Source organism: Paenibacillus aurantius, assembly GCF_032268605.1.
Classification (GTDB): domain Bacteria; phylum Bacillota; class Bacilli; order Paenibacillales; family NBRC-103111; genus Paenibacillus_AO; species Paenibacillus_AO aurantius.
Map to the genome: position 1 here is coordinate 3886951 of NZ_CP130318.1, position 12881 is coordinate 3899831.

The following is a 12881-nucleotide window of genomic DNA, read 5'->3' on the forward strand; positions in this document are numbered from 1 at the left end:
AAGAAAGCGGGCCGACGGGAGCCGGCGGTTAGGAAACAAAGCGCACAAAGAAAGGAGAGCGAAGCTGTCCGCTTCCGGTCCAGCCCCGGGCTTTGACGGTGGCGCGGATTTCCGGAGCCAGGTAGACATAATGCTCGTCCTCCCCGACCGCAAGAGAGCGGGACCTGCGGTAAAAGGCCATTTTATCCGCCGCCCTCGCCCCGTCGCCGATCACACCTACCGGGCGGACCGCTCCGGCGGGGGAAGGAACGGAAGCCAGCCAGCCCCGGTCCCGCTTGCGTATGCCGGTAATGGCGACTTCCGTCTCCTGCCAGAAGATGACCTTCCGCCACGCCTCGCTCCGCCCGCTGATATACATGCTCGAAAGCTTCTTCGCCACCATGCCTTCCCAGCATCTCCGGCGGATCTCCTCATACAGAAGATCCCCGTGCTCCTCCATAAACGGAATAACGCCGATGGCGGGCGAGCCGCTGAAATCAATGGAGGCCAATATCTCCTTACGCTTCGCCAGAGGCAGTCCCCGCAAATCCCTGCCCCGGTATTGCAGGATATCAAAGACTATGTATTGGGCCGGGTACCGGACCGCCAGGCCGGCCGCTTCAGCCGGAGCCGCCCGCCTTCGCTTCATGACCGTTTCAAAGCAGATCGACCTTCCGTCCTCGCCTACAGCCGCCGCTTCCCCGTCAAGGATCATGCCTTCTTCCATCCCCATCGTCCACTCCGGGTATAAGGCATTAAGAGGTTGGCCGCTTCCGTCATAGAGCCGCGTTCCGTCCCTTCCGGAATAGAGAAGAAGACGGTGCCCGTCGATTTTGGGCTCGAAAAGATAATGCTCGTCCGCAAAAGGAACGTCCTCGGCGGCGCATTGCATGGGATTAATCCATTTGTCCATCCTGATCACCATCTCTCATTGTAACAAGGATGCCGGGATTGCCTAGCGGGAAATACTGGGCTTCCCTCGGATGGACCAGGACGGAACGGCCCATTTATGCGGGAAGGTAGACGTCTACGATCGTGCCGGCTCCGAGGGAGCTCGAGATCGTAATTCGGCCTTTGTGGGCCTCGATAATTTTGAAGCACATCATCAGGCCAAGCCCGGTTCCTTTTTCTTTGGTGGTATAGAACGGCTCTCCCAGCTTCGGGAGCCTTTCCCCGGGGATTCCTTCCCCCTCATCCTCCACCCGTATGCGGATTTGACGGGAGTCAGGACGGGTGACTTCCACCCGGATAACCCCACCGGCGGGCATAGCCTCCATGGAATTTTTTAGAATGTTGATAAACACCTGCTTAAGCTTGTTTTCCTCGCATTGGACCCAAGCGGCCCCTTCCGGCTGAAAGCGAATTTCAATGTTTGAAAGAATGGCCTGAGTATCTAGAAGGGTTATCACATCCTTCAGCAGATGGCAGACGTCATTCTTCCCGCTTCCGGAAATTTGAGGCTTCGCAAGGAAGAGAAATTCATTGACAATCACATTGATCCGCTCCAGCTCGGAAAGCATGATATCGTAGTAGTTTTGGTTCTCTTTGGCGCTTCCGCGAAGCAGCTGGAGAAAGCCTTTCAGGGAGGTGAGAGGGTTGCGGATTTCATGGGCGACTCCGGCCGCCAGCTGGCCCACCACCGAGAGCTTGTCGGATTTGCGGAGCAGCTCATCCGTCCTTTTATGCTCCGTGATATCCCTCGACAAGGAGGCGAACGCCACGATTTTTCCTTGGGCATCATGGATGGGCGAAACGGTTTCGCTCACGGTAAGCAGATGGCCGCTGCGGTGCGTCCGGACCGTTTCCCGGCCGACTACGGGTTCTCCGCTTATCACGCGGGTGAGCGTCTCCCGAAACTCGTCATCCTGACCGGGCGGAATGACCGGAAGCCGCATCCCTTCCGCTTCCTCCTTCGCCCAGCCGTAGATGCGCTCGAAGGCCCGGTTGATCTGGATGATCGTCCGGTCGAGGTCAAGCAGACAGATGGCTTCATCGATGTTCTCCACGAACGATTCCAGCAACTCCTTCGTGGAACGGAGTTCCTCCTGCATCTTTTTCTGCGCGGAAATATCCTTGATGATGGAGTAGACGCCGACGACCTCCTGGTTCACGATGGTGGGGATATAGGTCACGTGGGCGTGAATAGGGTGTCCATTCTTATGCCGGATGCGCAGCTCCCCGTTCTGCGGCTCGCCGCCAAGGGTACGCGTGAAGAATTCGATTCCCGCCTGTTGATCCTCCTCTTCCATCTGGGTCAGAAGGGTTTGATGAACCAACTCTTCCGGCTTATACCCGGTGATCAGTTCATTGACCGGGTTCAAGCTTATGAAATGACCCGACCGGTCGGTGAACACGACGGCGTCCGGATTGTAATGAAACAGCGAACGGTACCGCTGTTCGCTTTCCGACAGCTTGCGTGCGATCCATTTGCGCTCGGTAATATCCACACACGAGACGATGACCTCCTTAACCGCATCGCCCTCTTTAAGCGGGCGAAGCGAGGCCAGGTAATCGATTTCGGCATACCGGCCTTCAAACTGCACGTTCTCTTCTCCCGCCAAAGCCCGGCGAAAAGCCTCTTCGCGCTCCTCTCCCTGCCAATCCAGAACCTCTTGAAGCGGACGTCCGACAACGGCTTCCGGCGTCAGGCCCATCCGGTAAAGCAGCTCACCGTCGCAGAGGGTAAGAACAAGCCGGCCGCCGGCCGCCTTGAATTTGTAGGTCAGTCCCTGCTGCTGGCGGACAGCGTCCTTCAGCTCCTGTTCGGCTTTACGGAGGGATTGCTGGTCCTTTCTTTGATCGGTGATGTCTTTGGCGATGATGTAGAAGCCGACAATCTTGTCGTTAACGTAGATGGGCACATCCTTGGCTCCCCATTCCAAGATGTGTCCCTCCTTGTGGCACACCGAAATGAGGTTGTTAAACGTCTCGTTAACGAAACCGTTGCGGTAATGGCTCAGCCGGAGCTCCCCTTCTTCCTGTTTGATGAGCGTCTTGAAGGAACGCCCGAGAAGCTCCTGCTCGGAGTAGCCGATGGCCTTCTCGGCGGCCGGGTTGGCCCCGACAACCTCACCCTGCAAATCCAAGCTCAGAATAACCGCAGGGTTATATTCGATGAGAGAGGAGTAACGCTGTTCGCTTTCAAAGTTAGTGCGCTCCATTTTCTTGTAGGAGGTGATATCCTGAACGTCCAACAGCAGGACAGGGTCTCCCTCGTCCTTCAGGCCGGTAGACGTTACCCTCCATTGGAGCCACAGGAAGCTCCCGCCGGTATGGCGAAGCCTGAATTCTCCTTCCTCCATCCCGCCCAAACGCTTAAGCCTGCGCAGCGCCCGGTAGAACGGGGGAAGATCCTCCCGAACCAAGAAAGAAGAGAGCGACGAGCGAAAGAGTGCCTCGGCGGAAAGGCCGATCAGCTCGGCAAACCGGCGGTTCACGTCAAGCAGCAGCCCCCTGGAGCTAAATAAGGCCATGCCCGAAACAGCGTGCTCAAAAGCAAACCGGTACAAGGCAGGGTTCGTGTGTGAGCCGCCGGCATCCGTTTCCGCTCCGTTCAAGAATGGTCCTTCGGAACAAGTATGCGGATTTCCCATCATCCATCCATCACCTTTGGTTCTATGTATTGGTAACCTTATCTGCTTACTTCTGTATCTCCCTGTAAATCTCCTCTAATAAGAACCAAATAAAACGGGAATAAAAGGAAATAACAATAACAAAAAGGAGCTTACGTCCATGTCCAACTCTTCTGCTTCGAAGCTCAGGCGCGGGCTGAAAGCCCGGCACCTGACCATGATCTCCCTGGGCGGCTCCATTGGAACCGGCTTGTTTCTGGCGAGCGGCACCGCCATAAGCGGCGCGGGCCCCGGAGGAGCCATCGCCGCTTATGCCGCCATCGGCCTCATGGTCTATTTTCTTATGACCAGTCTGGGGGAACTCGCGGCGTTCCTTCCGGTTTCGGGCTCGTTCAGCACCTACGCTTCCCGGTTCGTCGATCCCTCCCTCGGTTTTGCTCTCGGCTGGAACTACTGGTATAACTGGGCCATTACGATAGCAGCCGAGCTTTCGGCGGGCATTGTCATTATGAAATTCTGGTTTCCGGATAGCCCCGCTCTGCTGTGGAGTTCCTTGTTCCTTGCCTTGATGCTGCTCATCAACTTTGTCTCGGTCCGCAGCTTTGGGGAAAGCGAATACTGGTTTTCTTTCATTAAGGTAGCTACGGTCATTTTGTTCATTGGAGCCGGCCTTCTGATGATCTTCGGCATTCTGGGAGGAGAAGCGGTCGGATTCCGCAACTTTACGGCGGGGGACGCCCCCTTCAACGGCGGATTCATGGCGGCCCTCGGCGTCTTCCTGGTCGCCGGGTTTTCCTTTCAAGGAACCGAGCTGATCGGCGTGGCGGCGGGCGAAAGCGAGGACCCGGCGCGGAACATCCCGAAAGCCATCCGGCAGATCTTCTGGCGTGTTCTGCTCTTCTACATTCTCGCCATCCTCGTGATCGGCCTCCTCATCCCTTATTCCAGCCCGGAGCTATCGGTGGGGACGGTGGAGGTCAGCCCCTTCACCCTGGTCTTTCAGAAAGCGGGGCTCGCGGTGGCGGCTTCCGTCATGAACGCCGTTATTTTGACAGCTGTTCTATCCGCAGGCAACTCGGGCATGTACGCCTCTACGCGCATCTTGTGGGCGCTGGCCAAGGACGGCAAAGCCCCCCGGGTATTCGGCAGGCTGAACAAGAGGGGAGTCCCGGTGGCGGCCCTCGTTCTCACTGCCCTGACAGGGGCGCTTGCCTTTCTTTCCTCTATCTTCGGGGAAGGCGTCGTCTACATTTGGCTGTTGAATGCCTCCGGGCTGTCGGGGTTCATCGCCTGGCTCGGAATATCGGTTTCCCATTACCGGTTCCGCAAGGCCTATGTGGCCCAAGGACGGAGCCTGGGCGAGCTGCCTTACCGGGCCAAATGGTTCCCTTTCGGCCCTCTCTTCGCCTTCGTGCTGTGCCTAATCGTGATCCTCGGGCAAAATTACGGGGCCTTCACCGGAGGGCATCCGGATTGGCACGGCATCCTCGTTTCCTACGTCGGGCTTCCTCTTTTTCTGCTTCTGTGGTTCGGGTACAAAGGCATCAAGAGGACGAAGGTCATTCCCTTGATGGAGTGCCGGTTCGACCCGGAGGATAGAGGATAAGGCATGCTGGAACAAACCAAAAGACCGGTTCCTGAGAACCGGTCTTTTGGTTTGTCGGCTATCCCTTGGCAGGCGGCAAGGGCTCACAGCTGGAGATCAAAGCGCTCCTGATTCTGGCGCACCTTGATCAGGTAAGCATTGTTGTTGATCCCATAGGTTTGATCATAATAGCGGCATCCGCCGATTCCGCGGTTGTACGAAACGATCATATAATTCTCCAGTCTTTCCCCGGTCAACCCCTGCTTCTCCCAATAATTCCGGGCGAACTTCAGAAAGGCGATGGCCAAGTCGATACTGTGATAATCGTTCATCGGATCCACTTCCTGGATCCGGGCCAGCCCCGCAAGCCAATCCAGGCTGCTGGAATTCACCTGCATGATCCCCTTGTCTACGGTGCCGTTGGTGTTGACATTGATCTTGTCCTGCCCCAGATTGCTTTCCTGCTTGGCCATAGCCAGCAGTAGGCTGAAGGACAGTCCACTCTCGCGGGAGCGGTCCCACAGATAATCCAGCAGCTGGTCTGGAAGGGGCAGGTTCGGCAGCGGTGGACGCTTCGGCTCCTTCGGCCCCTGCGCTTCTTTCGGCGCTTCTTTCTGGGCTTCTGCCTGCTTTCCCCCCGCATCGGGGACCGAATCCGTATGTACCGCTGACATGATATGTACTTCATTTACCGGCTTCCGGTCTATCGGAGCCTTGAAGACCATCGGTTTCAGGAGCCTGTGTTCTTCTGTCTGACTTTGCTGCTCTTGCTCTCTGGCGCTAACGTTCTCTTGGACGAATAACCTGCCGACCGACAACAGTCCCATAATAATGACCAGCGCCAGAGAAAGGAAAGGAAATTTCCCCATCTCTGCCTCCTTGCGTCTTATTATCCACCTGGTTTATTACCGCAATCGGACAAGAATTAAACATCCTTTTTCTTCCATCCCCAATAAAAAAGCCCGGAACCCAGGCCGGATAAGGCTCCTGAGTTCCAAGCTCATTATTTTTTGCTGCGGTTTACGGCCTTATCCGGAGATTCAGGCTCGTCCGTCCCAAGGGCTACCCCGTTCGCGGGGAAGCTCCCGCTGCAGAGGGCATGGGCTCGCCGGACGCTTCGGCCACCCGCTTGTCCAGGCGGTTCAGCTTGATGAGGGCGGCGGTAAGCAGAAGCGCTACTCCATTGATGACGAAAATCGTTCGAATCGAGACCAAGCCCCCAAGAAAGCCTCCGACGACAGGCCCAAGCATCATGGCGAGCTGATTCGCCGACTGGTTCAAGCTGAATGCCCTCCCCCGGAATTCACTTGGGGTCACCTTAACGATCATGGCGTTGACCGAAGGATAGACCCCCGCCCAGAACAACCCGTACATAAAACGCAGCGCTCCAAAGCCGAAGAGGTGATGAACGAACACCTGCAGCAGGTTCCCGATTCCCCCGCCGATCAGCCCGATAAACAGGATTCGTGAGAAGCCCGTCTTCGCCCCCAGCTTGCCCCAGCGGGGGGCCGCCAGTACCGTAGCGATGCCGACCGCGGAGAAGATAATGCCCGAGCTGAGGGAGGCATCCTGCTTGGAAGCGCCCAGCTCCAGCACATAGACGGTGATGAGCGGCTCGAGAATCATGATCGAGAACGTCCCCATCATCACGAGGCCGAGCAAAGTCATGAAGGTCCGGTTGGAAGCGGCCGTTCTCAGGTCCTCCCGGATGTTGGAGCGGACCCCCGTGCGGTTGATCTTCTCTTCCTTCGCGAAGAAAGTGGCAATCAGGGCGGCAATTAGAACGATGAAGCCCGAGAACAAGAAAGCCTCGCGGTTGCCGAACCAGTGGCTGACAAAACCGCCGACCAGCGGGCCGACGATGCCTCCCGTCGCTCCGGCCGTGGCCATTATTCCCAGGGCATACCCTACATGCTTCTCCGGGGTATTGGTGGCGACCAGCGCGATGGAAGCGGGGACAAATCCGGCGAGGAGTCCCTGCAGAATGCGCAGAACGAGTAGCTCGTAGGGATTATGCACCCAGAAATTAATAAAATAAAGCGCCGCCAGGCTGTAGCCCGAGCGGATCAGCATCGGCTTTCTCCCGTACTTGTCCGCAAGCGAACCCCAATACGGCGATATCAAGGCGCTCGCCAGAAAGGTTATGCCGAAAGCGGCTCCCGACCAGGCACCCAGCTCGCTTTCTCCTACGCCAAGCTCCGTGTGAAGGAAGATGGGCAGGAACGGGATAGATACCGAGTAAGCCGTACTGCAGAAAAAAACGCCGATCCACAGGACGGCGAGATTGCGTTTCCAAGAAAAGGTCATGTCCGGTCTCTCCTCCCTCCATTCATTGTACCACCGGGAGGAAGACACTTCCACGAAACTTCCTGGAGAACGGGAAGAGCCGGGCGTTCCGTCTTGTCTTCCCCGCCGTTCTAGGCACGTCAACCGGCTTGCCAAACCGCTGTCCTTCGATGTACAATGACCACAGTCATTTATGACTACGGTCATTTTTTGGTGTAGGAGGAGTGATCCATCGTGTCTAGAGAAACCCGAAAAGCCCGGACCCGGGAAGACATTGTCCGCCGCGCGGTCGAGCTGTTCAAGCGGAAAGGCTATGATCAGGTAACCGTAGAGGAGATCACAACGGCCTGCGGAATTGCCAAAGGAACCTTTTTCAATTATTTTCCGAGAAAAGAGCACCTTCTTCTGCACCTCTCCGAAACCTACCTGCCTCTTATGACCGCCATCATCGAGCGGCATGCGGAGGGCGATTGGAAGGACCGCCTTCAGAGAATCTTTAGCGATCTGACGGAGCTGTACTTCCGGCATTACGATCTGCTTCGCCGGGTGCTGGCCGAAACGGTGCGCTCGGCCCTTGAAGCCGGGGAGGAATCGGCGAATCTGGCCGTCTTTCGGAACAAGCTCGCTTCCCTTCTCGAAGAGGGCAAGAAGACCGGGCAGGTGCGTTCCGAAGGAGATGCCGGTAGTGCCGCATCCGTTCTTCTCGCCCTTTACATGAGCTCTCTTCTGCAGGGTAAAGATCGGGATAGCGTGATGGCAAGCATGAGGGCCCAGCTGAATACCGTATGGGAGGGAATCGGCGGTGGGAAGAGCTCGTAAGCTGCTTCGGAGCAAGGCGCTCCGGTTATTGGCCGTACTGGTCGTTATCGTTTACTTGATGAATACCAGCCTGCTGGCGCCCAAGCCGGACGGCCCCCCTCAGCTTCTCGCCCACCGGGGCCTGGCCCAAACCTTCCCCATGGAGGGTATCGGGAACGACACGTGCACGGCGGAGCGGATCTATCCGCCGGAGCACCCTTATCTCGAGAATACCCTCGCTTCGATGGAGGCGGCCTTCGAGGCCGGAGCGGGCATGGTGGAATTCGACGTCCACTGGACGAAGGACGACCAGTTTGCGGTCTTTCACGATTGGACGCTGGATTGCCGTACCGATCTCAAGGGCGTTACCCGCGACTATACGATGGCCGAGCTGAAGAAGGCCGATATCGGGTACGGATACACGGCGGACGAGGGCCGGACCTATCCTTTCCGCGGAAAAGGGATCGGGTTAATGCCAACGCTTACGGAGGTGCTGGACCGGTTCCCGGACCGCTACCTTCTGCTTCACATCAAGAGCAACGATCCCCGGGAAGGAGAACGGCTTGCTTCTATCCTGGCGGAGCTGCCGGCCGGGCGCCGGGAGAAGCTGACGGTGTATGGCGGAGATCAGCCGGTAGCCGAGCTCAAGAAGAAGCTTCCTTCCCTAAGGGTAATGTCTAAGGAAACCTTAAAGGGCTGCCTTCTTTCCTACCTGGCGGTCGGCTGGACGGGCTATATGCCCGAAGCGTGCCGCCACACCCAGCTCCAGCTTCCCGAGAAGCTCGCTCCCCTGCTGTGGGGATGGCCGTACCAATTCCTGAACCGCATGGAGCGCGCCGATACGAGGGTAATCGTCGTGGGCGGCGACGGCAGCGAATTTTCCAGCGGGTTTGACACCCCGGAAGACCTAAAGCGGCTGCCGGACGGCTTCACGGGGTGGATCTGGACGAACCGGATCGACCGGGTGGCCAAGGCCGTTCTCCCCGATACTCCCTGACGGTACCGGCTCTGGCCGGCGTCTGCCCTCAACCGGCGGCGGATAGGGAACAACCGGTGTTCCGTCCATCCTCCTCGGCTTGCGAGTCTGCCGGGGCGTTGGAGCCGCTCCTCTTTTCAGTAGACTCCCTCCCATGCGCAAAAAAGCTGCCCACCTGGGCAGCTTTTTGCGATCCTTTAGCCGGCTGTCGTTGCGCTTGTTCCCGTTGCTCCACTCGATGGAGCCGGTGTGGCCGGTGCGGCCGTCTTGCCGTCAGCTCCGCGCTGCGGCCGATCCGTTCCTTTTCTTTCCACGAAGGTTTTGATATCCTCCGTCATCGATTCTTTGATCTTGGCGATGAGGTCATCCTCGCTAATGCCTTTGGCTTGGGCGATTTCGGCGAGTGACTTGCCGGATTCCAGCTCCGTCTTCAGCTCGTCGTCCGTCAGCCCGACCAGAGGAGCGAGCTTGTCAGGATGCAGCCCGAAGCCTCCATGTCCGCCGGGTCCGCCATGTCCCCCCCGACCGGGACCGCCCTTGCCGAAGTCAGCCGGGAACGTGCCGGTGATCTCCTGCGTCAGATGCTCCGTGAGCCCCGCTTTCTGCTCATCCGCCTGCGCCTGCGTCAGCTTGCCTGCCGCTACGGCGTCATCGATGCTCTTCGTTTCGGCCGCCGTCAGCTTCTCGAGGAACGCCTCCTGCGTCAGGCCCGCCTTTTCCTGGGCTACCTGTGCCAGCGTCTTGCCTGCCTTAAGCTCCGTCATCAGGGCGGAGGTATCGATTCCTAAGAGATCGGACGTTTCTTGAAGCACATTCCCACCGCGGAAGCCTTTCTCTCCGAAGCCGCCGCCCCGCTTGCCATGGCCGCCGCCGGGGAAGGAATCGTTCGTTCCGGTCTGCGCCTTCGTTCCCGGTGCCGTCTGGGCTTGTCCCGAATCCGTCGTATCCGCGAACACTTGACTTTGAGAGAGGGCTGCGATGCCGCCGCCTAGAATAACGCCTGCCGCCAACGTGCTTTTGAGGAGTTTGCCTTTGAACGAATTCATTCTTCATTCCACCTTTTCTTCTCTATTTGCCTTACACTTAGTACTATAGCCCCCTTAGCTGAAGGGCGTCTGAGTGCTAGCTGAGAGTTTTCTGAAAAGGCAGAGATCTTTCTATAGAATAGGAGAAAGCAGCCGGGTACAGGATTCCCGGAGCTTGTACAGAGCCGACCGGTTGCGGTAGATGTCATAGGTCAGCTGCAGGCTGTGCTCCATATCCTCTTCGAAGATGGCCTGAAGCCGGGAAGCGGTAGCCGTATCGTAAAGGAAAGCATTGATCTCGAAATTCAGCTTGAAGCTGCGGATGTCCATATTCGCGGTGCCGACCGAGGCGACCCGGCCGTCGATGACGACCATTTTGGCATGAAGAAAGCCTTTCTCATAGAGGAAGCACTTCATGCCCGCCTCCAGAAGCTCCCCCAGGTAGGACCAGGAGGCCCAATACACCATCCGGTGATCCGGACGGCTCGGGATCATCATCCGCACGTCCACTCCTGACCAGATGGCCAGTTTCAGCGCATTTAAGAGACTTTCGTCCGGAATGAAGTACGGGGATTGGATGTAGATGCTTTCCTTCGCGTCGTTGATCATCTTGATATAGGCGTTCTTGATCTGCTCCATCTCGTTATCCGGTCCGCTTGCCACAATCTGTACCCCTACCTGGCCCACGCCCGGACGATAGAGCGGAAAGAAGGAGGTCTCCTCCTTCAGCTTGTGAACGGAGGCCAGGTTCCAGTCCATCAGAAAGTGGGCTTGCAGCTGAAGCACGGTCGTTCCCTGCAGCCGCAGATGGGTGTCCCGCCAGAAGCCGTATCTCGGGTTCAGGCCCAAGTATTCGTCTCCTACGTTGAAGCCGCCGATATAGCCGAATTCCCCGTCAATAACGGCCACCTTGCGGTGGTTGCGGTAATTCACCCGGAAATTCAAATAAGGAATGCGGGACGGAAAGAAAGCCGCCACCTGCCCCCCCGCCCGGATGAGCCCGTCAAAAAAATGGCGCGGCAGCCTATTGCTGCCAATGTCGTCATAAAGCAGCCTTACCTGCACTCCCTCTTGGGCTTTGCGGGCCAGGAGCTCCACGAGCCTCTTCCCCAACCCGTCCGCGTTCAGAATATAATATTGAAGATGAATATGATGCCGGGCCGCCTCCAGGTCGGCGAACAGTCTGTCGAATTTGGAAGGGCCGTCGGTGAACACCTCCACCGCATTGTTCTGGGTAAAGAGGGCGTGGCCGCTTCTCAGGTTCATATAGATCAGATCCTGGTAGATAACCATCTCGGGATCGTTATAGTGGATTTGGTGGCGGCGGAAGCTCTCGCGCTGGCTTTCGATCAAGGAGTCCAGCTTCCGCTGGTCCTCTTCCCGGATCTTGTACAGCTTGCGCCGGGATAAATTCTGGCCCAGAATCAGATAGAGCACAAAGCCGAGGCCGGGCAGAAACAGCAGCACCATGAGCCAGGCCCAGGTGACGCCTACATTCCGCCGCTCCAGGAAGACAATGGCCAGGGCCAGCAAAAGATTCAGCACAAGCAAAAAAGTCGATACGTCTTTCAGCCATCCCATGGCCTTCCCTCCCCTCTAAGCCGCATTACTAAAATATAACGGATTCTGGTAAAAACAACAAACCTCGTGCCTTATCCGGTAACTTTGTTGGCGGGAACCCCCCGTATGGGGCACGAAATTCAATAGGAAAGCAGAACAACACTCACGGATAAGGCACTCCGACGTCAAAAAGCGGAAGCTCCGAAGAGCTTCCGCCGAAAGGAAAGAAAAGACGGGACCGGTGATCCCAATATAGCAAGAAAGAATTGCCAGCCGGGTTAGCCGCTAATGCAGAAGCGAGTCCGCTCCATCGATATAGATCGCCGTTCCGGACACGTGGGAGGCTTCTTCCGAAGCGAGGAAGAGCACCAGATCGGCCACCTGCCGGATGTTCCCCGGCCCTCCCTGAAGCGGGTTGGCGCCCTCCGGAAACTCGACCGGAATGGCGATCTTCTCCACCTCCTCCGTGCGGTTCGTGTTCTCATCGATATTCGTCTCAATCGCTCCCGGGCAGATGGCGTTTACGCGAATTTTGAACTTCGCCAGCTCGAGAGCGGCCATTTTCATGAAGGCTACCTGGCCCGCCTTGCTTGAGCTGTACGCGCTCGCCCCGAAGTTGTTGAACACCCGGTTGCCGTTCACCGAGCTCGTAATGATGACGCTTCCCCCGTTCTTCTTCAGATGGGGAATCGCATATTTCAAGGTCAGGAAGGTTCCCTTGAGGTTGATATCGAGGGTCTGATCCCATTCCTCTACGGATAAGTCTTCAATCGGGGTCCAGGTGCCGTTAATGCCGGCGTTGGCAAATAGAATATCGATCTTCCCGTAATGCTCGACGGCCCGGCGGATGCCTTCCTCCACCATCTCCGGCTTGGAAATATCGGTCTCCACGACCAGTGCCTCTCCGCCTGCCCTTTCAATCTCCTGCTTGACCCGGTCGGCTTCCTCTACCGTCCGGTCCAACAGGCAGATCTTCGCTCCCTGCTCCGCCAGCCTAAGGGCGGCTCCTTTTCCGATTCCCGATCCGCCGCCCGTAATGACGGCCACTTTCCCGGCAACCCGTTTCTCTCCCATTACCCTCATCTCCTAACGGTTAAAGT

The 12881-nt window shown here is 57.3% G+C and carries 10 protein-coding genes; 3 read left to right on the forward strand and 7 right to left on the reverse strand.

Features of this window, described 5'->3' with window-relative positions:
• Positions 1–28: 28 nt before the first annotated feature.
• Positions 29–892 carry an ATP-dependent DNA ligase gene (locus tag MJA45_RS17620; protein ID WP_315603214.1) on the reverse strand — a complete coding sequence of 288 codons (864 nt, stop codon included), beginning with the start codon at positions 890–892 and terminating at the stop codon, positions 29–31.
• 94 nt (positions 893–986) lie between these two features.
• On the reverse strand, positions 987–3536 hold the full coding sequence (locus MJA45_RS17625) for a PAS domain S-box protein (RefSeq protein ID WP_315603215.1): 2550 nt from the start codon (positions 3534–3536) through the stop codon (positions 987–989).
• A gap of 175 nt (positions 3537–3711) precedes the next feature.
• Between MJA45_RS17625 and MJA45_RS17630 the strand changes: the two genes are divergently transcribed.
• Entirely contained in the window at positions 3712–5157 is a 1446-nt protein-coding gene (locus tag MJA45_RS17630) for an amino acid permease (RefSeq protein WP_315603216.1), read from the forward strand.
• 83 nt (positions 5158–5240) lie between these two features.
• Here the strand turns inward: MJA45_RS17630 and MJA45_RS17635 are convergent, their stop codons facing one another.
• Together MJA45_RS17635 and MJA45_RS17640 are read right to left on the reverse strand one after the other, a co-directional pair.
• Positions 5241–6005 (reverse strand): transglycosylase SLT domain-containing protein, encoded by a 765-nt coding sequence (locus MJA45_RS17635; protein WP_315603217.1) that lies wholly within the window; start codon positions 6003–6005, stop codon positions 5241–5243.
• A 193-nt stretch (positions 6006–6198) separates the two neighbouring features.
• A complete protein-coding gene (locus MJA45_RS17640; protein ID WP_315603218.1) occupies positions 6199–7443 on the reverse strand; it encodes an MFS transporter in 1245 nt (414 codons plus the stop codon).
• A gap of 213 nt (positions 7444–7656) precedes the next feature.
• On the opposite strand from MJA45_RS17640, the gene MJA45_RS17645 reads away from it, so the two are divergent.
• Positions 7657–8241 carry a TetR/AcrR family transcriptional regulator gene (locus tag MJA45_RS17645; protein WP_315603219.1) on the forward strand — a complete coding sequence of 195 codons (585 nt, stop codon included), beginning with the start codon at positions 7657–7659 and terminating at the stop codon, positions 8239–8241.
• The gene (locus MJA45_RS17650; RefSeq protein WP_315603220.1) at positions 8225–9217 is read left to right on the forward strand and encodes a glycerophosphodiester phosphodiesterase family protein; all 993 of its coding nucleotides are present in this window, start codon (positions 8225–8227) and stop codon (positions 9215–9217) included. The genes MJA45_RS17645 and MJA45_RS17650 overlap by 17 nt, the downstream gene beginning before the upstream one ends.
• 176 nt (positions 9218–9393) lie before the next feature.
• Here MJA45_RS17650 and MJA45_RS17655 read toward each other — a convergent pair whose 3' ends face one another.
• The 3 genes from MJA45_RS17655 to MJA45_RS17665 all read right to left on the reverse strand — a co-directional run bounded on the left by MJA45_RS17655 (position 9394) and on the right by MJA45_RS17665 (position 12855).
• The gene (locus tag MJA45_RS17655; RefSeq protein ID WP_315603221.1) at positions 9394–10242 is read right to left on the reverse strand and encodes a hypothetical protein; all 849 of its coding nucleotides are present in this window, start codon (positions 10240–10242) and stop codon (positions 9394–9396) included.
• A 111-nt stretch (positions 10243–10353) separates the two neighbouring features.
• On the reverse strand, positions 10354–11802 hold the full coding sequence (gene cls / locus MJA45_RS17660) for a cardiolipin synthase (protein WP_315603222.1): 1449 nt from the start codon (positions 11800–11802) through the stop codon (positions 10354–10356).
• A gap of 264 nt (positions 11803–12066) precedes the next feature.
• Positions 12067–12855 carry an SDR family oxidoreductase gene (locus MJA45_RS17665; RefSeq protein WP_315603223.1) on the reverse strand — a complete coding sequence of 263 codons (789 nt, stop codon included), beginning with the start codon at positions 12853–12855 and terminating at the stop codon, positions 12067–12069.
• Positions 12856–12881: the final 26 nt, after the last annotated feature.